General features: G+C 69.0%; 14 protein-coding genes, 3 pseudogenes and 4 riboswitches. Of the genes and pseudogenes, 13 read left to right on the top strand and 4 right to left on the bottom strand.

What is annotated here, in order from left to right; translation table 11 throughout:
- Positions 1 to 98: 98 nt before the first annotated feature.
- The 12 genes and pseudogenes from ABZV31_RS34505 to ABZV31_RS34450 form a co-directional block, all read left to right on the top strand.
- A pseudogene (locus ABZV31_RS34505) lies at positions 99 to 389 on the top strand (transposase); the annotation flags it as partial.
- A 142-nt stretch (positions 390 to 531) separates the two neighbouring features.
- Positions 532 to 765, top strand: a pseudogene (locus ABZV31_RS34500) (transposase); the annotation flags it as partial.
- 183 nt (positions 766 to 948) lie between these two features.
- A riboswitch (glycine riboswitch) is annotated at positions 949 to 1,045 on the top strand.
- 453 nt (positions 1,046 to 1,498) lie between these two features.
- A riboswitch (glycine riboswitch) is annotated at positions 1,499 to 1,594 on the top strand.
- Positions 1,595 to 1,745: 151 nt separating this feature from the next.
- Positions 1,746 to 4,604 carry an aminomethyl-transferring glycine dehydrogenase gene (gcvP, locus tag ABZV31_RS34495; RefSeq protein ID WP_355900796.1) on the top strand — a complete coding sequence of 953 codons (2,859 nt, stop codon included), beginning with the start codon at positions 1,746 to 1,748 and terminating at the stop codon, positions 4,602 to 4,604.
- Between the two features lie 32 nt (positions 4,605 to 4,636).
- Complete coding sequence (gene gcvT / locus ABZV31_RS34490) at positions 4,637 to 5,737, top strand: glycine cleavage system aminomethyltransferase GcvT (protein ID WP_355900795.1); 1,101 nt, start codon at positions 4,637 to 4,639, stop codon at positions 5,735 to 5,737.
- 23 nt (positions 5,738 to 5,760) lie between these two features.
- On the top strand, positions 5,761 to 6,135 hold the full coding sequence (gcvH, locus tag ABZV31_RS34485; protein ID WP_355900794.1) for a glycine cleavage system protein GcvH: 375 nt from the start codon (positions 5,761 to 5,763) through the stop codon (positions 6,133 to 6,135).
- A 1-nt stretch (position 6,136) separates the two neighbouring features.
- On the top strand, positions 6,137 to 7,408 hold the full coding sequence (glyA, locus tag ABZV31_RS34480) for a serine hydroxymethyltransferase (RefSeq protein WP_355900793.1): 1,272 nt from the start codon (positions 6,137 to 6,139) through the stop codon (positions 7,406 to 7,408).
- 1 nt (position 7,409) lies between these two features.
- Positions 7,410 to 8,369: a lipoyl synthase gene (lipA, locus tag ABZV31_RS34475; RefSeq protein ID WP_355900792.1), complete on the top strand. Its 960-nt coding sequence runs from the start codon at positions 7,410 to 7,412 to the stop codon at positions 8,367 to 8,369.
- A gap of 12 nt (positions 8,370 to 8,381) precedes the next feature.
- Positions 8,382 to 8,478, top strand: a riboswitch (glycine riboswitch).
- Between the two features lie 5 nt (positions 8,479 to 8,483).
- A riboswitch (glycine riboswitch) is annotated at positions 8,484 to 8,570 on the top strand.
- 627 nt (positions 8,571 to 9,197) lie between these two features.
- Positions 9,198 to 10,547, top strand: a complete 1,350-nt coding sequence (glp, locus tag ABZV31_RS34470) for a gephyrin-like molybdotransferase Glp (protein WP_355900799.1) — start codon at positions 9,198 to 9,200, stop codon at positions 10,545 to 10,547.
- 29 nt (positions 10,548 to 10,576) lie between these two features.
- Positions 10,577 to 10,885: a hypothetical protein gene (locus tag ABZV31_RS34465; protein ID WP_355900791.1), complete on the top strand. Its 309-nt coding sequence runs from the start codon at positions 10,577 to 10,579 to the stop codon at positions 10,883 to 10,885.
- A gap of 219 nt (positions 10,886 to 11,104) precedes the next feature.
- Positions 11,105 to 12,514, top strand: a complete 1,410-nt coding sequence (locus tag ABZV31_RS34460) for a dipeptidase (RefSeq protein ID WP_355900790.1) — start codon at positions 11,105 to 11,107, stop codon at positions 12,512 to 12,514.
- 181 nt (positions 12,515 to 12,695) lie between these two features.
- Positions 12,696 to 12,902 (top strand): annotated as a pseudogene (locus ABZV31_RS34455) (transposase domain-containing protein); the annotation flags it as partial.
- The gene (locus tag ABZV31_RS34450; RefSeq protein WP_355900798.1) at positions 12,882 to 13,415 is read left to right on the top strand and encodes a transposase; all 534 of its coding nucleotides are present in this window, start codon (positions 12,882 to 12,884) and stop codon (positions 13,413 to 13,415) included. The pseudogene ABZV31_RS34455 and the gene ABZV31_RS34450, both read left to right, overlap by 21 nt.
- 91 nt (positions 13,416 to 13,506) lie before the next feature.
- Here the strand turns inward: ABZV31_RS34450 and ABZV31_RS34445 are convergent, their stop codons facing one another.
- The 4 genes from ABZV31_RS34445 to ABZV31_RS34430 are packed head-to-tail and all read right to left on the bottom strand — an operon-like array spanning position 13,507 to position 16,729.
- Positions 13,507 to 14,223 (bottom strand): SRPBCC family protein, encoded by a 717-nt coding sequence (locus ABZV31_RS34445; RefSeq protein ID WP_355900789.1) that lies wholly within the window; start codon positions 14,221 to 14,223, stop codon positions 13,507 to 13,509.
- A 3-nt stretch (positions 14,224 to 14,226) separates the two neighbouring features.
- Positions 14,227 to 15,369, bottom strand: coding sequence for an XdhC/CoxI family protein (locus tag ABZV31_RS34440; protein WP_355900788.1), 1,143 nt, complete (start codon positions 15,367 to 15,369; stop codon positions 14,227 to 14,229).
- A gap of 42 nt (positions 15,370 to 15,411) precedes the next feature.
- The gene (locus ABZV31_RS34435; RefSeq protein ID WP_355900787.1) at positions 15,412 to 15,723 is read right to left on the bottom strand and encodes a hypothetical protein; all 312 of its coding nucleotides are present in this window, start codon (positions 15,721 to 15,723) and stop codon (positions 15,412 to 15,414) included.
- Between the two features lie 13 nt (positions 15,724 to 15,736).
- On the bottom strand, positions 15,737 to 16,729 hold the full coding sequence (locus ABZV31_RS34430) for an LLM class flavin-dependent oxidoreductase (protein WP_355900786.1): 993 nt from the start codon (positions 16,727 to 16,729) through the stop codon (positions 15,737 to 15,739).
- A 528-nt stretch (positions 16,730 to 17,257) separates the two neighbouring features.
- On the opposite strand from ABZV31_RS34430, the gene ABZV31_RS34425 reads away from it, so the two are divergent.
- Complete coding sequence (locus ABZV31_RS34425) at positions 17,258 to 18,802, top strand: hydantoinase/oxoprolinase family protein (RefSeq protein ID WP_355900785.1); 1,545 nt, start codon at positions 17,258 to 17,260, stop codon at positions 18,800 to 18,802.
- Positions 18,803 to 18,821: the final 19 nt, after the last annotated feature.

Genomic DNA, 18,821 nt, shown 5'->3' with positions numbered 1-18,821 from the left:
GGGTAGGCCGGACGCGTCCTTGGCACGATGAACTCCTCCTTGCGGGGACCAGTGTCCCCAAGCGGGTAGGTGTCCACCAAACCGGAGCAACATCAGTCGACTACGTCTACGTGTGGGCCGACGGCATCCACCTCAGCGTCCGAATGGAGGAGTCCAAAGCCTGTGTCCTGGTCCTCGTCGGCGTCCGCGCCGACGGCTCCAAGGAGCTGATCGCCCTCAAGTACGGCTACCGCGAATCCGCCGAGTCCTGGGCCGACCTGCTGCGCGACTGCGCCCGCCGCGGCATGCGCGCCCCAGTCCTCGCCGTCGGCGACGGCGCCTTGGGCTTCTGGAAGGCCATGGCCGAGGTGTTCCCCGACACCCGCGAACAAAGGTGCTGGGTTCACAAAACCGAGGCTCCCCGACGGAAGAGTTGAGACGTCAGACATCTCGCTCAACCGCCCGGGAACCTTGTCCGTTCTGCACTGATCTCCGCCCACCCGACCGTCACCCGATCGGTGGCCGCCCTGAAAAAGGCTCAATGACTCGCCAAGGGGCGACTGCTATCTGCGGGGACTGATGCTGGACGGTCGCCGCAAGTCCATCCGGGCGATGGCCTCGCGGCTGCCGGACGGCAACGAGCAGAACCTGCAGCAGTTCGTGAACCAGTCCACGTGGGATCCCATGCCGGTGCAGCGGCGGATCGCCGAACGGATGCTTGCGTTGATCACGCCGACGGCCGGGGTGATCAACGATGTGTCGGTGGCCAAGAACGGGCGAACCACTGCCCATTGCTGCCGGGTAAGAGAGTGCCTACTCCCTGAAGCCGGCGTTTACAGTCGGCAGCTCAAGGGCTACGCCCTTACGGGCACTACCACCGGTGAGCCCGAAGCCGCGGGCACTTGACGGCCGCATTGCGGTGCCCGTAAGTTGTCGCCCGAAGGACCGGACAACCGAATACTCTGCTGACGATTCTGCGCGGGAGAGTCCACGTTTTGTAACGGCGTGGCGCCGAAGGAGCAAATCCTCCCCGGAAACTCTCAGGCCTCGTTACCGCGCAGCGGAGGCGGACTCTGGAAAGCAGGCGTTCACGCGCCTCGCCCACGGTGCAAGCCGCGGATCCCCGCGGCGAAGCTCTCAGGCCACATGACAGAGGGGGAGGCTCACTCGGCCGCACAGGCTTCTGCCTGTGCTCGACACTCGAGGAAGCCCCCATGGTTTGTTGTATCCCCGTCGACGTTCGGTGCCTTCGAGCATGGTCTTTCGGAGCCCGGAACACCTAGCCGCTCCGATCTATGACCACGCCGAGATCACCCGTGTCGCTGCAGTCACCGTGGTGTTCGACCTGGTCACGCTCATGACGAAGAACCACTCGCCATCCTTGTGCTCGCGTCCGAGGACCACGCCTGATTGCGGGCGTGACCCAGCAGTCACCAGGTGCCGTCAGGGTGCTGCCCCGCCTTGACGGCAGCACCACCTGACCACTTGGCCAGGCTCGACAACTCGACATCGCGCTGTTCGAACCGAAGCGGGAGAGTCCTCGCCCACCCTTGGCGAGGCGCCGAAGGAGCAACCCTCCCCGGAATCTCTCAGGCCCAACTACCGCTTCGGCGAGGCTCCTCTGGAAAGTCAGGACGCCACGTCCTGCGCCCACGGTGCAAACCGCCGGACCCGGTGGTGAAGCTCTCAGGTACCGATGACAGAGCGGGGAGGTCACCCGTCCACGGTGCCGCGTCCGCGGTGCCTTCAACAGGGAGCCTCCCGCCATGACCTCACCCGCATCCTCCGCGTCCGGCGCGTTCGCCACCCGTCACATCGGCGTCAGCGACGCCGACCGCGCCAAGATGCTGGCCGAAGTCGGCTATCCGACGCTGGCCGGCCTCATCGACGCCGCCGTTCCGAGCGGCATCCGGAGCACCTCCGACCTGAACCTGCCCGCCGCCGCCACTGAGTCCGAGGCGCGCGCCGAGCTGCAGGAGCTCGCGAGCAGGAACACCGTGGCTGTCCCGATGATCGGCCTTGGCTACCACGCGACCACCACGCCCGCGGTGATCCGGCGCAACGTGCTGGAGGACCCGTCGTGGTACACCGCCTACACGCCGTACCAGCCGGAGATCAGCCAGGGCCGGCTCGAGGCGCTGATCAACTTCCAGACCATGGTCGGCGACCTCACCGGGCTGCCGACTGCCAACGCGTCGTTGCTCGACGAGGGTACGGCGGTCGCCGAGGCCGTCACGGTCATGCGCCGCGTCGCAGGCAAGAGCCACCCCCGCGTCCTGGTCGACCGTGACACTCTGCCGCAGACCCTCGACGTCCTGCGCACGCGTGCAGCGGCGGTCGGCATCGAGGTCGTCGAGATCGACGTCGCCAAGCCGCTGCCGGAGGGCGACTTCTTCGGGGTGGTGCTGTCCTACCCCGGCTGCTCGGGCGCGGTCCGCGACCTGCGCGAGGTGACTGCTGCGGCGCAGGCTCGCGGGGCGCTGGTCACCGTGACCGCCGACCTGCTGGCGCTCACCCTGCTGGTGCCACCGGGTGAGTACGGCGCCGACATCGTCGTGGGCTCGTCCCAGCGCTTCGGTGTCCCCCTGTTCTACGGCGGGCCGCACGCCGGCTACATCGCGGTCCGCGCAGGGCTCGAACGCCATCTGCCCGGCCGGCTCGTGGGCATGTCCGTGGATGACGCCGGCCGACCGGCGTACCGCCTCGCTCTGCAGACCCGCGAGCAGCACATCCGGCGCGACAAGGCGACCTCCAACATCTGCACGGCGCAGGTTCTGCTCGCCGTGGTCGCGTCGATGTACGCCGTCTACCACGGCCCCGACGGTCTGACCGAGATCGCCCGACGGACGCACCGGCACGCCACGCTCATCGCCGCGGGTCTGCGGGCGAGTGGGATCACGGTGGTGCACCGTGAGTTCTTCGACACCCTGCTGGTGCGGGTCCCTGGCCGTGCCGAGGAGGTCGTCGCGGCCGCGCACGACAAGGGCCTGCGGCTGCGGCTGGTGGACGGCGACCACGTCGGCATCTCCTGCTCCGAGGGCACGACGGAGGACCACGTCCGCCTCGTGCTCGACGCCTTCGGCTGGGCCGGCGACGACCTGGACGGGCTGGCGGCCGGCGCTCCGGCGGCGCTTCCGCCGGGACTGCGCCGTACCTCCCCCTTCCTCACCCACCCGGTCTTCCACCAGCACCGGTCGGAGACCGCGATGCTGCGTTACCTGCGCAAGCTCTCCGACCGTGACTTCGCGCTGGACCGCGGCATGATCCCGCTCGGGTCCTGCACGATGAAGCTCAACGCAACCACGGAGATGGAGCCGGTCAGCTGGCCCGGGTTCGTGGACCTGCACCCGTTCGCGCCCCTCACGGACGCGGCTGGGTACCTGGCCCTGGTCGAGCAGCTCGAGACGTGGCTGGCCGAGGTCACCGGTTACGCCAAGGTCTCCATCCAGCCGAACGCCGGATCGCAGGGCGAGCTCGCGGGCCTGCTGGCGATTCGCGCGTACCACCGGAGCAACGGCCAGCCCGGACGCGACGTGTGCCTGATCCCGGCCAGCGCGCATGGCACCAACGCCGCCTCGGCCGTGATGGCCGGGATGCGCGTCGTCGTGGTGGCGTCGCGGCCCGACGGCACGGTCGACCTCGACGACCTCGAGGCCAAGTGCGCGAAGCACTCCGACGACCTGGCCGCGATCATGGTGACGTACCCCTCGACGCACGGCGTCTACGAGGAGAGCATCACCCGGCTGTGCGAGTTGGTGCACGAGCACGGTGGGCAGGTGTACGTCGACGGCGCCAACCTCAACGCGCTGCTCGGGATCGCCAAGCCCGGTGAGTTCGGTGGCGACGTGTCACACCTCAACCTGCACAAGACGTTCTGCATCCCGCACGGCGGCGGTGGGCCGGGCGTCGGCCCGGTCGCGGTGGCCGAGCACCTCGCGCCGTACCTGCCCACCCACCCGCTGCACCCCGATACCGGGCGTCGCGACGGGATCGGGGCGGTCAGCGCAGCGCCGTTCGGCAGTGCCGGCATCCTGCCGATCCCGTGGGCCTACATCCGGATGATGGGTGCGGAGGGGCTGACCGAGGCGACCCGGACGGCCGTGTTGAGTGCCAACTACGTCGCCCGCCGGCTCGCGCCGCACTTCCCCGTCCTGTACGCCGGGGAGGCCGGCCTCGTCGCGCACGAGTGCATCCTCGACGTACGCCCGATCACCGCCGCCACGGGTGTGACGGTCGACGACATCGCCAAACGGCTCATCGACTACGGCTTCCACGCCCCGACGATGAGCTTCCCGGTCGCCGGCACGCTGATGGTCGAGCCGACGGAGAGCGAGAGCCTGCAGGAGTTGGACCGCTTCTGCGAGGCGATGATCGCGATCCGCGCGGAGATCGACTTGGTGGACAAGGGCGTCTGGGCCGTCGAGGAGAGCCCGCTGCGACGGGCGCCACACACCGCAGCCGCGATCGCCGGCGAGTGGACCCGGGCCTACTCGCGTGAACGGGCCGTGTTCCCGGCGGGCGTCACGTCCGACAAGTACTGGCCGCCTGTCGGCCGGATCGACCAGGCGCACGGTGACCGGAACCTGGTCTGTTCCTGCCCGCATCCCGAGTCGTTCGCGTCGTGACCCGGCCCGCCATGGTCCGAAGAGGAACCATCATGTCGAAGAAGACACCCCTGCACGACATCCACATGGAGCTCGGTGCGTCGTTCACCGACTTCGCCGGCTGGTCCATGCCACTGCGCTACACCTCCGAGCTGGTCGAGCACCACGCCGTACGGACCACCGCCGGAATCTTCGACCTCACCCATATGGGAGAGATCGAGCTGTCCGGTCCCGAGGCGGGCCGGGCTCTCGACCACGCCCTGGTCGGGCGGCCGTCGAAGATCGCCGTCGGCCGCGCGCGCTACTCCATGCTGGTCCACGAGACCGGCGGAGTGCTCGACGACCTCGTCGTCTACCGCCTGGCCGAGGAGAGGTACCTCGTCGTGGCCAACGCCGGCAACACGCTGGTCGTGCTCTCCCAGCTGCGTGATCGGATCGACGGCTACGTCACCACGATCCGGGACACCTCAGGCGAGTGGGCGTTGATCGCGGTCCAGGGCCCGACGTCACCGGCGATCGTCAGCGAACTGGTCGACGTCGAGGTGCCGTTGCTGAAGTACTACGCGATCGACCGGGCGCGGTTGGCGGACCGCGAGGTGCTGCTCGCGCGCACCGGCTACACCGGCGAGGACGGCTTCGAGATCTACTGCCGTCCCGAGGATGCGACGGCCGTCTGGCGGTCCGTCAGCGCGGTGGGCGCGCGGCACGGGCTGGTCCCGTGCGGCCTGGCCTGCCGTGACACGCTGCGCCTCGAGGCCGGTATGCCGTTGTACGGCCAGGAGCTCACCGTCGGCACCACGCCGTTCGACGCGGGACTGGGCCGAGTCGTGGTGTTCGGGAAGCCCGGCGGGTTCGTCGGCGAGGCGGCCCTGGCTGCCCGTCGTGACGAGGGGCCCACCCGCGTGCTGGTCGGGCTGGCCTCGACCGGTCGACGAGCTCCGCGCACCGGCTACGCCGTACTCGACCCGGACACCGGCGAGCGCATCGGCGAGGTCACCTCGGGCGCTCTGTCGCCCACCCTCGGCCACCCCGTGGCGATGGCATACCTGCCGACCGACCGGAGCGAACCCGGCACCAAGGTGCTCGTCGACATCCGGGGCAGTCAGGAGTACGCCGAGGTCGTTCCGCTGCCCTTCTACCGCCGCCGAGCCTGACCACCTCCCGAGGAGAACAGATCATGAGCCTGCCCACCGACCTGATGTACACCAGCGACCACGAGTGGATTGCCAGCGAGGGAGACCTGTCGACCGTCGGTGTCACCGCCCACGCAGCAGACGCGCTCGGCGACGTCGTCTACCTGGACCTGCCTGCCGTCGGCGCGACGATCAAGGCTGGCGAAGCGTGCGGAGAGATCGAATCGACCAAGTCCGTGAGCGACCTGTTCGCTCCTGCGGACGGCGAGGTCGTCGATATCAACGAAGCTGCGGTGGCCGACCCCGGCCTGGTCAACACTGACCCGTTCGGAGCGGGCTGGCTGTTCCGGATGCGGATCACCGGTACGCCGGATCTGCTGGACGCCACCGCCTACGCGGCTCTCACGGCAGGAGCCTGAGATGTCTGTGCTGGACCGTCGGCTCGCCGACTTCGACCCCACCGTGTACACCGCCGTACGTGCCGAGTTGGAGCGTCAGCAGAGCACGCTGGAGATGATCGCGAGCGAGAACTTCGCACCGGTCTCGGTGATGGAGGCGCAGGGCTCCGTCCTGACGAACAAGTACGCCGAGGGCTACCCGGGCCGTCGCTACTACGGCGGGTGTGAGCACATCGATGTCATCGAGCAGCTCGCCATCGAACGGGTGAAGGCATTGTTCGGTGCGGCCTTCGCCAATGTGCAGCCGCACTCGGGAGCCCAGGCGAACGCCGCCGCGATGACGGCGCTCCTCCAACCGGGAGACAGCATCCTGGGCCTGGACCTCGCGCACGGCGGGCACCTCACCCACGGCATGCGCATCAACTTCTCCGGCAAGCTCTACAATGTCGTCGCCTACCACGTCTCCGCGGAGGACAACCGCGTCGACATGGCGGAGGTGCAGCGACTTGCCGATGAGCACCGGCCGCAGCTGATCATCGCGGGCTGGTCGGCGTACCCCCGGCAGCTGGACTTCGCCGCCTTCCGGCGGGTCGCGGACCAGGTCGGCGCGTACCTGATGGTGGACATGGCGCACTTCGCCGGCCTGGTGGCCGCGGGCCTGCACCCGAACCCGGTGCCGTACGCCGACGTGGTGACCACGACCACGCACAAGACACTCGGCGGCCCGCGCGGCGGAGTGGTGCTGACCAACCGTGAGGACGTGGCGAAGAAGGTCAATAGTGCGGTCTTCCCCGGCCAGCAGGGCGGACCGCTGGAGCACGTGATCGCGGCCAAGGCGGTCGCGTTCAAGATGGCGTCCGAGCCGGAGTTCCGTGAGCGCCAGGAGCGCACCCTCGCGGGCGCTCGACTCCTCGCGGAACGGCTGAGTGCTCCCGATGTCACGGACGCGGGGGTGTCCGTGCTGTCGGGTGGTACGGACGTCCACCTGGTGCTGGTCGACCTGCGTGAGTCGGAGCTCGACGGGCAGCGGGCGGAGGACCGCCTGCACGACATCGGCATCACGGTGAACCGCAACGCTGTGCCGTTCGACCCCCGCCCGCCGATGGTGACCTCGGGACTGCGGATCGGTACGCCGGCGCTGGCCAGCCGCGGCTTTGGGGAGGCCGAATTCGCGGAGGTCGCCGACATCATCGCGGAGGCCCTCAATCCGGCGTACGCCCCGAGTCTCGCCGCGAAGCTGCGGGCCCGTGTGGCCGCGCTCGCCGATGCACACCCGTTGTACCCGGAGCTGTGAGATGAGCGGCGCCCTCACACCTTCCGCCTCGCCTGACGGCCGCAGGTTGCTGCGGCTGGAGGTGCGGAACAGCCAGACCCCGATCGAGCGCAAGCCCGAGTGGATCAAGATTCGGGCGCGGATGGGGCCGGAATACAACGCGTTGCGCTCGCAGATGAAGGCCGAAGGGCTGCACACGGTGTGCCAGGAGGCGGGCTGTCCGAACATCTTCGAGTGTTGGGAGGACCGTGAAGCCACCTTCCTCATCGGCGGCGACCAGTGCACCCGGCGCTGCGACTTCTGCCAGATCGACACCGGCAAGCCCCGGCCTCTGGACCGGGAGGAGCCGCGCCGGGTGGCGGAGTCGGTGGCGAAGATGGGGCTGCGGTACGCCACCATCACCGGGGTGGCCCGCGACGACCTGCCCGACCGTGGTGCCTGGCTGTACGCCGAGACGGTCCGACAGATCCACGCCCTGAACCCGGACACCCGTGTGGAGAACCTGGTCCCGGACTTCAACGGTGTCCCCGAGTTGCTGGCCCAGGTGCTCGAATCGCGCCCGGAAGTATTGGCGCACAACGTGGAGACGGTGCCGCGGATCTTCAAACGGATCCGGCCCGCGTTCCGCTACGACCGGTCGCTCGGTGTGCTTACCGCGGCGCGGGAGTTCGGGCTGGTCACCAAGTCGAACCTGATCTTGGGCATGGGGGAGACCCGGGCGGAGATCTCGGCCGCGCTGAAGGACCTGCACGCTGCCGGGTGCGACCTGGTCACCATCACCCAGTACCTGCGGCCCTCGGTGCGGCACCACCCGGTGCACCGGTGGGTCAGGCCCGAGGAGTTCATCGAGCTCAAGGAAGAGGCCGAGGAGATCGGCTTCGCCGGAGTGATGTCCGGACCCCTGGTCCGGTCCTCCTATCGCGCCGGACAGCTCTATCAGCAAGCACTCGACAAGAGGCCTCGGCAAGAACCGAACAACTGAATACACCGCTGACGATTCTGCGCGGGAGAGTCCACACTCCCCAAAGGTGTGGCGCCGAAGGAGCAAATCCTCCCCGGAAACTCTCAGGCTTCGTTACTGCGCGGTGGAGGCGGACTCTGGAAAGCAGGCGCTCACGCGTCTCGCCCACGGTGCAAGCCGCGCACAGCTGCGCGTGGTGAAGCTCTCAGGCCAATGACAGAGGGGGAGGCTCAATCAGCCGCGCGGGTCCGTGCCCGCGCTCGACTTTCGAGGAGCCCCTCGTGTCCATGACGGTGCATCCCCTCCGGACGCAAGTGATTGCGCCTGGGGGGCCGGAACAGTCAGACCCCCATCGAGCGCAAGCCCGAGTGGGTGAGGCCCCAGGCGAAGATGGGCCTGGAGTACAACCAACTGCAGAGCCTGGTCACGGCGGAGAATGTCATGTCCCCTCGTCCGCGCCCCGGCCGCGAGTTCGTCCTCACCCCTTTGACTGGCATCGGCGCGGGCGTGACCGTGACGAGCAGTACGCACTCAGGGGGCTCCCTGGAAGCCGTCCCCGGCCCGAGATCGAGCCGGGCGCGTGCCAACGCAGGGTGCAGCGCAGCAGGTCAGCCGGGGGGCGGGGCAGCGCGGTGGGAAGGGGGCCCGTGCGGGCGCGCGGGGGAGTGTGGCGACTACCTGTGTGCCATTGTCAGACGCCCGAACGTGAAGATCTGGGCCCGGACTTCCGGACCTGCTCCGCAGTTACGTCACGGAGGAGATAGCACCTTGAGCAGTACCGAACAGACCGCCGCGTCGGCCGGATCCCGCCTCCCGTACCACGGCGCGGCGGCCCCGGTCGGCGACGCCCTGACCCGGGAGGCTGCCGCCGCGGGCCGGATCTGGTCCGTGTCCGAGCACCTCGACGACATACTCGCGCACATCCGCCCGCTGGAGCCCCGCGAGCTGCGCCTCCTCGACGCCCAGGGCTGTGTCCTCGCCGAGGATGTCACGGTCCCGGTCGCGCTGCCGCCGTTCGACAACAGCTCCATGGACGGCTACGCGGTGCGTACCGCCGATGTGCAGGGCGCCTCCGAGGAGTACCCGGCCGTCCTCACCGTCATCGGAGACCTCGCCGCGGGCAGCGGCGAGCTGCCGACCGTCGGCCCCGGCGAGGCCGCCCGCATCATGACGGGCGCCCCGCTGCCGCCCGGCGCCGAGGCCGTCGTTCCGGTCGAGTGGACCGACGGCGGTACGGGCCGAGGGCCCGCCACCACCATGCGCGCCCACTCCTCCGCTCCCGAGGGCGCCGGCGGCGAGGTCCGGGTCCACCGCGCCGCCGAGGCCGGGCAGCACATCCGCCTCCGCGGCAGCGACGTGCAGGCCGGAGACCTCGCCCTGGAAGCCGGTACGGTCCTCGGCCCGCCCCAGATCGGACTGCTCGCGGCCATCGGCCGCAGTACCGTCAGGGCCCGTCCGCGCCCGCGCGTGGTCGTCATGTCCACCGGCAGCGAGCTCGTCCAGCCCGGCGAGGAGCTGACCCCCGGCAGCATCTACGACTCCAACAGCTTCGCGCTCACCGCCGCCGCCCGGGACGCCGGAGCCATCGCCTACCGCGTCGGAGCCGTCGCCGACGACGCCGAGACGCTGCGCACCACCCTCGAGGACCAGCTGACCCGCGCCGACCTCGTCGTCACCAGCGGCGGTGTCAGCGTCGGCGCGTACGACGTGGTGAAGGAGACGCTCTCGGAGTTCGGCGGGCGTGCGGACGAGGGCTCCTCCGCCGCGGAGGGCCGGGTCGAGTTCCGCAAGATCGCCATGCAGCCGGGCAAGCCGCAGGGCTTCGGCCGCATCGGCCCCGACCGCACCCCGTTGCTAGCCCTCCCCGGCAACCCGGTCAGCTCCTACGTCTCCTTCGAGCTGTTCGTCCGCCCCGCGATCCGCGCCCTCATGGGGCTCGAACCGCGTGAGCGCAGGGTGGTCCGGGCCCGCCTCGAGATCGGCGAGCCGCTCACTTCGCCGGCCGGTAAGCGGCAGTTCCTGCGCGGCAGGAACGAGCCGCCCGCGCAGGGCGAGGCGGTCGGCCGCGTCACTCCCGTCGGGGGAGCCGGGTCGCACCTGGTCGCCGCCCTGGCGCGCGCGGACGCACTGATCGTGATCCCGGAGGACACCACGGCGGTCGAGCCCGGTGTCGAACTGGACGTCGTCCTCCTCGGCTGAGCTTCCTCGGCTGGGGGCTGGTGAAGGCGATGCCCGAATCCTGGGGCGACGATCTGGCCATTGCCGGTGATCCCGACGAGTGCGCGGAAAAGCTGGGCCGCCTTCTTGCCGCAGGGTCTGACTCCGGCGACGTCTTGCCCGGCTCAGAAAGCAAGGACTCTGATGACACACCGCGTCTTCTTCCTCACGTCGGATCGAGCACACCCGAAAAGACGGCTGCGTCCATCGCTGCGGAAATCATCCAGATGCGCCAAGGCGGAAAGGCGGAACGGGCCGGCGCCGGCACCACCATGCTCGGGCCATGGGACGTGGCAGCCGGGCGGGAGCGCGCCAGGTGAGGAGCCCGTGGTGTGGCCGCCGCCGTGTCCTGTGGCGGGGCAGCTTTTCCTTCCGGAAACAGCGTCCGCCGTCGGGGCACGGCTGCCGTGCACGCCGCCCGAATGTCGGCGGATCCCCGACCACCACGACGTCCCGCAATGCGGCCCAAAGACGCGCCGCGCTCCCAGCCATTGCGGCCGTGCCCCGCGTAACCCTGTTGCATCCACGAGGAGTTATCGATGACCACCCCTTCGCCCGCGACCGCGCTGGCCGAGACCATCGCGTCGCTGATGCCGCGCGCCAGGACTGAGCTCGCCGAACTGGTTGCATTCCAGTCCGTGGCCGACCCCGCCCAGTTCCCGAAGAGCGAGTGCGAGGCCGCCGCGAAGTGGGTCGCCGACCTGCTCCGCGCGGAGGGGTTCAGGGACGTCGCGCTGTTGGACACCCCGGACGGTACTCAGTCCGTATACGGGTATCTTCGCGGCCCTGCGGATGCCCCGACCGTGCTGCTTTACGCCCACTACGATGTGCAGCCACCACTTGACGAGTCCGCCTGGCTCTCGCCCCCGTTCGAGCTTACCGAGCGCGACGGGCGCTGGTACGGGCGTGGTGCGGCCGACTGCAAGGGCGGCCTGATCATGCACATGCTCGCGCTGCGTGCACTCAAGGCCAACGGCGGGATACCGGTCGGTGTCAAGGTTGTCGTAGAAGGCTCGGAGGAGCAGGGCACCGGAGGCCTGCAGCAGTACGCCGAGCAGCACCCGGAACTGCTTTCGGCCGACACGATCGTCATCGGTGACGCCGGCAACCTCCGTGCCGGGCTGCCGACAGTCACCGCGACTCTGCGCGGCATGGCGTTGATGCGCGTGGAGGTGAACACCCTTGAGGACAACCTCCACTCAGGCCAGTTCGGTGGAGCCGCGCCCGACGCGCTCGCCGCGCTGATCCGCGTCCTTGACTCGCTGCGGGACGAGGACGGCTCGACGACCGTGGAAGGACTGGCCGCGGACGGAGTGTGGGAGGGGCTGCAGTACCAGGAGGAGAACTTCCGGCGGGACGCCGGGGTTCTCGAAGGGGTGGCACTGACGGGTAGCGGAACGATCGCGGACCGTCTATGGGCGCGGCCGTCCGTCACTGTGCTCGGCATCGACTGCCCGCCGGTGACCGGCGCCACGGCGTCCATTCAGGCGTCCGCATGCGCACTGGTCAGCCTGAGGGTCCCGCCAGGGACGGAAGTGGCTGAGGCCGCCGCACTGCTGACCGCGCACCTCGAGGCCAAGGTCCCCTGGGGTGCGCGGGTCGCGGTGGAGCAGGTTGGCCAGGGGCAGCCGTTCCAGGTGGACACCACCAGCCCGGCATACACGTCGATGGCGGAGGCCATGCGGGTCGCCTACCCGGGAGAGGAGATGCAAGTCGCAGGACAAGGCTTCTCAATCCCGCTGTGCAACACACTGGCCTCGCTTTACCCGAAGGCAGAGATCCTATTGATCGGCCTGAGCGAGCCGAAGGCGCAGATCCACGGAGTGAACGAGAGCGTGTCGCCTCAGGAGCTGGAGCGGCTCTCGCTCACCGAGGCGCTGTTCCTGATCGGCTACGCGGATTCGAAGAGGAGTTGTCCGGATCAGTCGGACGAGGGTCAACACCGCTAACCTCGCGCTTTCGCGAGGTGGGCTGTCCGGTCCTTGAGCAAACAAGCGAGCGGTGCGTTTGACTTGCAATGCCGGTGAGTCAGGAAGTTTCCGCACGTGAAGGGCATGTTGATGCCCGTTTTGAGTGTGAAAGGACCCTCGGCGCGGTCGGGTGCTCACCACGATCTGATGATTCGCCGGACTGCTGCCGGCCCGGGCGGTGGTGTACTTCGTTCTGGCGCTGTGTCTGTTCAGCAGCTCGGACAGTGCCGGTCCTCCGGGATACCGGGTGGTCCTGCGGTCCTTGACCGAGAAGCTGCGGCACCTGCCGGGCGGATTCGTGCAGCGGCAGCCCACCAGCTCGGCGCTCACCAGGGCCCGTCAGCGTCTGGGCGGCAAACCGCTGCAGGCGCTCTTCGAGCGCCGATGCGGCCCGCTGGCGCCGCCTGCCTGCCCGGCGCACCGGCCCCAGGACCGGCCGGCGCAGGCGGAGAAGTTTCGCCTGGCGACCAGTCCCCTGGATCACCGGCACGCGCCCGCACGGCAGTTGGCCCAGCTCTACCACCAACGCCGGGAGATCGAGAACGGCTTCGCCGAGCTCAAAAACCGCCTGCGGGGCGCCGGCTTCATCCTGCGCTCCAAGACCCCCGAGCTCGTCTGCCAGGAGATCTACGCACTCCTCACCGTCTATCAAGCCGTGTGCGCACTCAAGGCTCACGCCGCCGAACAAGGCGAGGTCGATCCCGAGCGGTCTCGGTCACCACCACGGTCCAGCTCGCCCGGCTCAAGAGCTCACACGTCCCGGTCTCCAGGTGTCCACGATCAAGGGGAAGCTTCACCACGCCGATCCTCCTGGCCTCCCCACGCACAGACCGTTCCTCCGTCCCCATCCCACCCCGAGAACCCGTACGTCAGCCCGTAGCATCGGGCGACAGAGCCACCGGGGCGGCGATGAACCACCGGCCGGACCCACCTGCGGACTCACCAGCAGTTGACCGGCCTGCGCAGACCGGTCAACTGCTGGTGAAGTACCAGCCCAGGAATGCCAGGAGGACGATGAGCAGTGCCGCGCCGGCAACCCTGGGCACGATCCGCCTCGCCACGGGACCGACCGCATCGAGCAGATCCAAGTGGTCGTCCGCGGCACGGAGGTGAGTCCCAGAGGCGGCGGGAGCCGTGAGCTTGGTCGCAACGCCGCTGCCGTTGGACACCGGTGTGGGGGTCTGCGACACACCACCCTGGTGGGAGTCTGTCTGGCCTTGCGAGTCTGTCTGGCCTTGCGGCCCAGAGGTAGCGAGCTCGGCGGACAGGGCCTGGGCGAACCGGTCGATGAGCGTTGACGACACATCCTGTATGGCGCCGCGACCGAACTGCGCCGGCTTCCCGGTCAGCTTGAGCACGGTGACTACACGGACCTCGGTCTCGTTGCCGCGGTCGTACAGGGACGTCTGCACCGTCGCACTCACGGTCCCGGCGCCCTTGCTGTCCTTTCCGGACGCCTCGATGACGACGCGGCGAGCGGCCTCGTCCCTCTCCACGAAACGGGCCCGGCCCCGGTAAGTCATCATGATCGGACCGAGCTTCACACGCATCCGGGCCGTGATGTCATCGCCGTCGACTGAGTCCAGCGTCGCCCCGGGTACGCACGCCACCACCCGCTCGACATCGAGCAGAACCGGCCAGGCCTGGTCAGCGGGCAGGGGTACGGTGAACGTGTTTTCGAGCTGCATGGATTACTCCCTGAGATCTGCCTCTGCCAGTGATGCGGTCGGTCGGGCACTTGCGCGGTGAATGGGGCCGTCGGTCCTCGACAGTCGCTCGCCGGTTCCACCCGTGCGGGTCTGGATGATCTCCGCCGCGATGGATATCGCGGTTTCCTCCGGGGTGTGCGAACCGATGTCCAGACCGATCGGCGATGCGAGCCGCTGCAACTCGTCGTCGGTGACCCCTTGCTCCCGGAGCCGGTCGATCCGGTCGCGGTGGGTCCGTCTGCTGCCCATCACACCGATGTAGGCGGCTCGCGTCCCGAGGGCGACCTGGAGCAGCGGTACGTCGAACTTGGGGTCGTGGGTGAGCACGCAGATCACTGTGCGCTCATCGACAGCCGTCCGGGCCAGGTACCGGTGCGGCCACTCGCAGACCACCTCATGAGCCTCGGGGAACCGCCTGCGCGTGGCGAACACCGGTCTGGCGTCGCACACGGTGACGTGGTAACCGAGGAAGACTCCGATCCTGGCCACCGCGGAGGCGAAGTCGATCGCGCCGAACACCAGCATCCTGGGAGCGGGCGTGTAGGACTGCACGAACACCGACACTTCGTCGTGACGCCGCTCCCCGTGCAGCCCGTAGTGCCGAATGCCGGTCTGCGCCTGGGCCAGCATGGCGCGGGCGTCCTCGGTGACCGCGTGGTCGAGCCGCTCGTCGCCGAGTGATCCGGAAGCGTGGTCCGGCCACAGTACGCGACGGGCGCCGATCCGGCCGTGACCGTCGACCACGGTCGCCACCGCGACCGGCTCGCTCCGCTCGATCGACGCGACGACCTCCCCGAACTGCGGGAACGTCGTCCGGTCGACCGGCTCCACGAAGACGTGGATGATCCCGCCGCAGGTGAGGCCGACAGCGAAGGCCTCGTCGTCGCTCACTCCGTACTTCTCGAGCGCCGGTTCTCCGGTCTGGACGGCGAGTTGGGCGGCTTCGTACACGGCGCCCTCGACGCAGCCGCCCGACACGCTGCCCACCACCTCGCCGCTGCCGGAGACGGCCATGGCCGCTCCGGGGCCGCGGGGCGCGCTGCGGGAGGTATGAACCACGGTGCCGAGTGCGAACCGCTCCCCGGAGTCGTACCAGCCGGAGACGGCGTGCAGGACGTCACGCATGGGTCGCTTCCTTGTGCCGAGGGGGCGCCGAGCGGCGGCCGGTCACTCGATCACTCCACCGTGGACCGCCTCGGAGGAGGCGATGAACTCCGACCATTCGCCGAGGAGTTGCTTGAACTCCGGCGTGTCCAGCGCCTGCCGGTACTCCTCGATTCCGACGACTTCCAGCACCTCGAGGTAGTCGTAGGAGGGGGAGCCGTCGTCCAGCGTCGACTCGAGCCTGGTGACCTCGTAGCGCTGGATCGCCGGGTTCGCGCGAGCGACGGGGTAGTCGGTGCGCCGGATCCAGCTCTCGTAGTCGGCCGGGTCGACACCTTCGCGGAGCTTGTTGAGGAAGAAGACGCGGTACGGCATGAGGGTCCTTTCGTCAGAGCCGGGGGAGTACTTCGCGGGCAGTCAGCTGGGCGACCTCGCCGGCCTGGTCCGCCGGGAACAACCACAGCCCGATGGAGTCGGAGCCCGCATCGAGCAGGCGGCGCAGCTTCTCGGCGCATTCGTCGGGGTCGCCGGCGACCGCCAGGTCGTCGACCCAGGCGTCGGGCATGTCCCGCGCGACGGCTTCGGCTCCGCCGGCCGCCAGCAGCTCATTGAGCTCGTCCTGGATTCCGTACACCTGCGACAGGGCGCTGTTGGGCATCGCCGCGAGGTAGAAGGCGATGGATTCCCGCACCGCGGCCCTGGCGACCTTGGAGTCGGAGTTGACCGAGAAGAGCGTGTAGGTCACCAGCCGGTGCGGGTCGGTGCGCTGGGCCTTTTCGGCGCCTTCGGTGATCCGGGCCCTGGCCCACTCGACGTAGGCCGGGCTGGCCAGGACCGACAGGATCGTGCCGTCGGCGACGGCGCCCGACACCCGAAGCCCCCTCTCGTTCACCACCCCGGTGTAGAGCGGCACGCGGGTGGCCGCCGGGTACGTCAGCTCAATGTTGTCGAACTTGAAATGTCCCTCTTCGGTGAGCGATTTGCCGTCGAGCAGCTGCCTGACCGCGGTCACGCATTGGCGGAGGGTTTTCAACGGCGCTGGCGGCATGAGGCCCATCTGGTCCAGCCAGGCAGGCACGCCGTGCCCAATGCCGCCATAAATGCGGCCCGGAAACAGTACGTCGAGAGTGGCGAGTTCCATGGCCAGGATCGCGGGGTGCCGAGTCACCGCGGAGACGATTCCGAGACCGAGCGGCAAGTGGTTGGTCCCGGCAAGCGCCGCGGCGGCTCCGGCAATTCCACCGGAGAAGAAACAGTCCTCGGAGAACCACATTTCTCCGAAACCGAGATCTTCGGCCTGGCGGGCCATCGCCACGATGTCCTTGGCGGGCATGTGGCTTCCGAGGACCAGTCCCACCGGCATGTCAGTCGCGGCGCTCATCGCACGCCCACCCGTGGGTGCCGCATCGCAGGTTGCTCAAGCATCGCTCCTCCTGAAGTGAGGGGGCCGGGGACAGACGCCGAAGGGGATCAGCGGTGGCCGGGGAGGTGCCCCGGCCCCATGTCCCGGAAAGTTAGGGGCCGCCGGACCTGCTGGTCTTCGGTGTTTCCCACAATTCCTCGCGAGATCTTGTGCATCTCGCAAGGATGGCTCGGCGGGGCCGAAGCGGGGCATCCGCAGCCCGGCCGAAGCAGCGCCCCGCGTGGCCGCGGGCATGCCGCCGACGCGGTCCGAGCCCCTCACTCTGCGTGACGCCGCTGGTCGGCAGGCCGCGTCGGGCGGGTTGCACAATTTCCGGCTTCACTGGTCGCAGAAAGCACAATGACCCGTCGGTGCGCCGAATCTAAGGTCAATTCAGGCCGTCGGCATATGCGTTCGTCCGCGGACAAGCCGCGAGGCTGAGGCTGCGGCTACGGCTGCGGACAAGGTACGAGGTCGAGGTCTGCTGGACACAACAATGGAGAGCCGATGCGCATTGGCATTGACGTAGGTGGAACAAATACCGACGCGGTCCTCATGGACGGCGATCGGGTGTGCGCACATACCAAGATTGCAACCACCGAAGATGTGACGACGGGCATCGCCGAGGCCTTGAAGACCCTCCTGTCGGGCACGCAATACGAACCATCGGCGATCCAGGGCGTCATGATCGGCACGACGCATTTCATCAATGCGATCGTGGAGGGAAACCGCCTCGCCCCGACGGCCGCCATCCGGCTGGGGCTGCCGGCGACCGCCGCCCTGCCCCCGATGTCGAGTTGGCCCGAGCGCCTGGTGCGGGCGATCGACGGCCGGGCCTACATGTGCCACGGCGGGCACGAGATCGACGGGCGGCGGATCGCTCCCATGAGCCGCGACGAGCTGGCCAGGGTGGCCGAGGAGATCGCCGCGCAGGGAGTGCGCAGCATCGCGATCTCATCGGTGTACTCCCCGGTGAACGAGGAGTGCGAACGTGAGGCCGCCGAGATCCTCAAGGAGCTCCTTCCCGGGGCGTCGCTGAGCCTGTCCCACGAGATCGGGCGTATGGGCCTGCTGGAGCGTGAGAACGCCACCATCATCAACGCCTGCCTGAGCGAACTCGCCGACCACATCTGCCGCGGCCTGGCCGAGGCCGTGAGCGGCGCGGGGATCCACGCGCCACTGTTCCTCAGCCAGAACGACGGCACGCTCATGGACGTCGACTACGCGCGCCGCTACCCGGTCGCCACCTTCGCTTCCGGACCGACCAACTCGATGCGCGGCGCGGCCTTCCTGTCCGGCCTGCGCGACTGCGCCGTGGTGGACGTCGGCGGTACCACGACGGACGTGGGCATGCTCCGCAACGGCTTCCCGCACGAAGCCTCGACCGAGGTCAGCGTGAGCGGCATCCGCACCAACTTCCGTATGCCCGACGTCCTCTCGATCGGTATCGGCGGAGGCAGCCGCGTACGGTCCGAGCCGTTCGGCGTCGGCCCCGACAGCGTCGGCTACCGGCTGACCGAGAAGGCACTGGTGTTCGGGGGCGACACGTTGACCTGCACCGATATCGCGGTGGCCGCCGGGATCGCCGACATCGGGGACCGGAGCCTGGTCCGTCATCTGGACCGGTCGTTCATCGACGCCGTGCTGCAGCGGATCTCCGAGGACATGACCAACGTGGTGGACCGGGTGCGCACCAGCTCCGAGCCCATCGCCGTGGTGGCCGTCGGCGGCGGCAGCATCCTCGTCCCGGAGAGCCTTCCCGGCGTCGGTGAGGTGCGGCGGCCGGAGTTCTTCGCCACCGCCAACGCGATCGGCGCGGCGATCGCGCAGGTGGGCGGCGAGGTCGACCGCATGTACTCGATCCAGCCCGGCCAGCGGGACGCCGTGCTCGACGAGGCCAAGCAGGAGGCCGTCGACAAGGCGGTGTCGGCCGGTGCGAGCCGCTCGTCGGTGCAGATCGTGGATGTCGACGAAGTCCCCCTGGCCTACCTGCCGGGCAACGCGACACGGATCCGGGTCAAGGCAGTGGGAGATCTCGTCCTCGCCCGGTGAGGCGGTGCGGTATCGGGCG

It is taken from the genome of Streptomyces sp. NPDC005202, from assembly GCF_040608235.1.
In the GTDB taxonomy this organism is placed as follows: domain Bacteria; phylum Actinomycetota; class Actinomycetes; order Streptomycetales; family Streptomycetaceae; genus Streptomyces.
The sequence above is the reverse complement of the archived record's forward strand: the minus strand, read 5'-3'. Positions and strand labels throughout refer to the sequence as shown.

What these genes read in the sequence shown, in the direction of transcription:
- gcvP (WP_355900796.1), top strand. Translation starts at nt 1,746, where the DNA reads ATGACCTCACCCGCATCCTCCGCGTCCGGCGCGTTCGCCACCCGTCAC.
- gcvT (WP_355900795.1), top strand. Translation starts at nt 4,637, where the DNA reads ATGTCGAAGAAGACACCCCTGCACGACATCCACATGGAGCTCGGTGCG.
- gcvH (WP_355900794.1), top strand. Translation starts at nt 5,761, where the DNA reads ATGAGCCTGCCCACCGACCTGATGTACACCAGCGACCACGAGTGGATT.
- glyA (WP_355900793.1), top strand. Translation starts at nt 6,137, where the DNA reads ATGTCTGTGCTGGACCGTCGGCTCGCCGACTTCGACCCCACCGTGTAC.
- lipA (WP_355900792.1), top strand. Translation starts at nt 7,410, where the DNA reads ATGAGCGGCGCCCTCACACCTTCCGCCTCGCCTGACGGCCGCAGGTTG.
- ABZV31_RS34465 (WP_355900791.1), top strand. Translation starts at nt 10,577, where the DNA reads ATGCCCGAATCCTGGGGCGACGATCTGGCCATTGCCGGTGATCCCGAC.
- ABZV31_RS34460 (WP_355900790.1), top strand. Translation starts at nt 11,105, where the DNA reads ATGACCACCCCTTCGCCCGCGACCGCGCTGGCCGAGACCATCGCGTCG.
- ABZV31_RS34445 (WP_355900789.1), bottom strand. Translation starts at nt 14,223, where the DNA reads ATGCAGCTCGAAAACACGTTCACCGTACCCCTGCCCGCTGACCAGGCC.
- ABZV31_RS34440 (WP_355900788.1), bottom strand. Translation starts at nt 15,369, where the DNA reads ATGCGTGACGTCCTGCACGCCGTCTCCGGCTGGTACGACTCCGGGGAG.
- ABZV31_RS34435 (WP_355900787.1), bottom strand. Translation starts at nt 15,723, where the DNA reads ATGCCGTACCGCGTCTTCTTCCTCAACAAGCTCCGCGAAGGTGTCGAC.
- ABZV31_RS34430 (WP_355900786.1), bottom strand. Translation starts at nt 16,729, where the DNA reads ATGAGCGCCGCGACTGACATGCCGGTGGGACTGGTCCTCGGAAGCCAC.
- ABZV31_RS34425 (WP_355900785.1), top strand. Translation starts at nt 17,258, where the DNA reads ATGCGCATTGGCATTGACGTAGGTGGAACAAATACCGACGCGGTCCTC.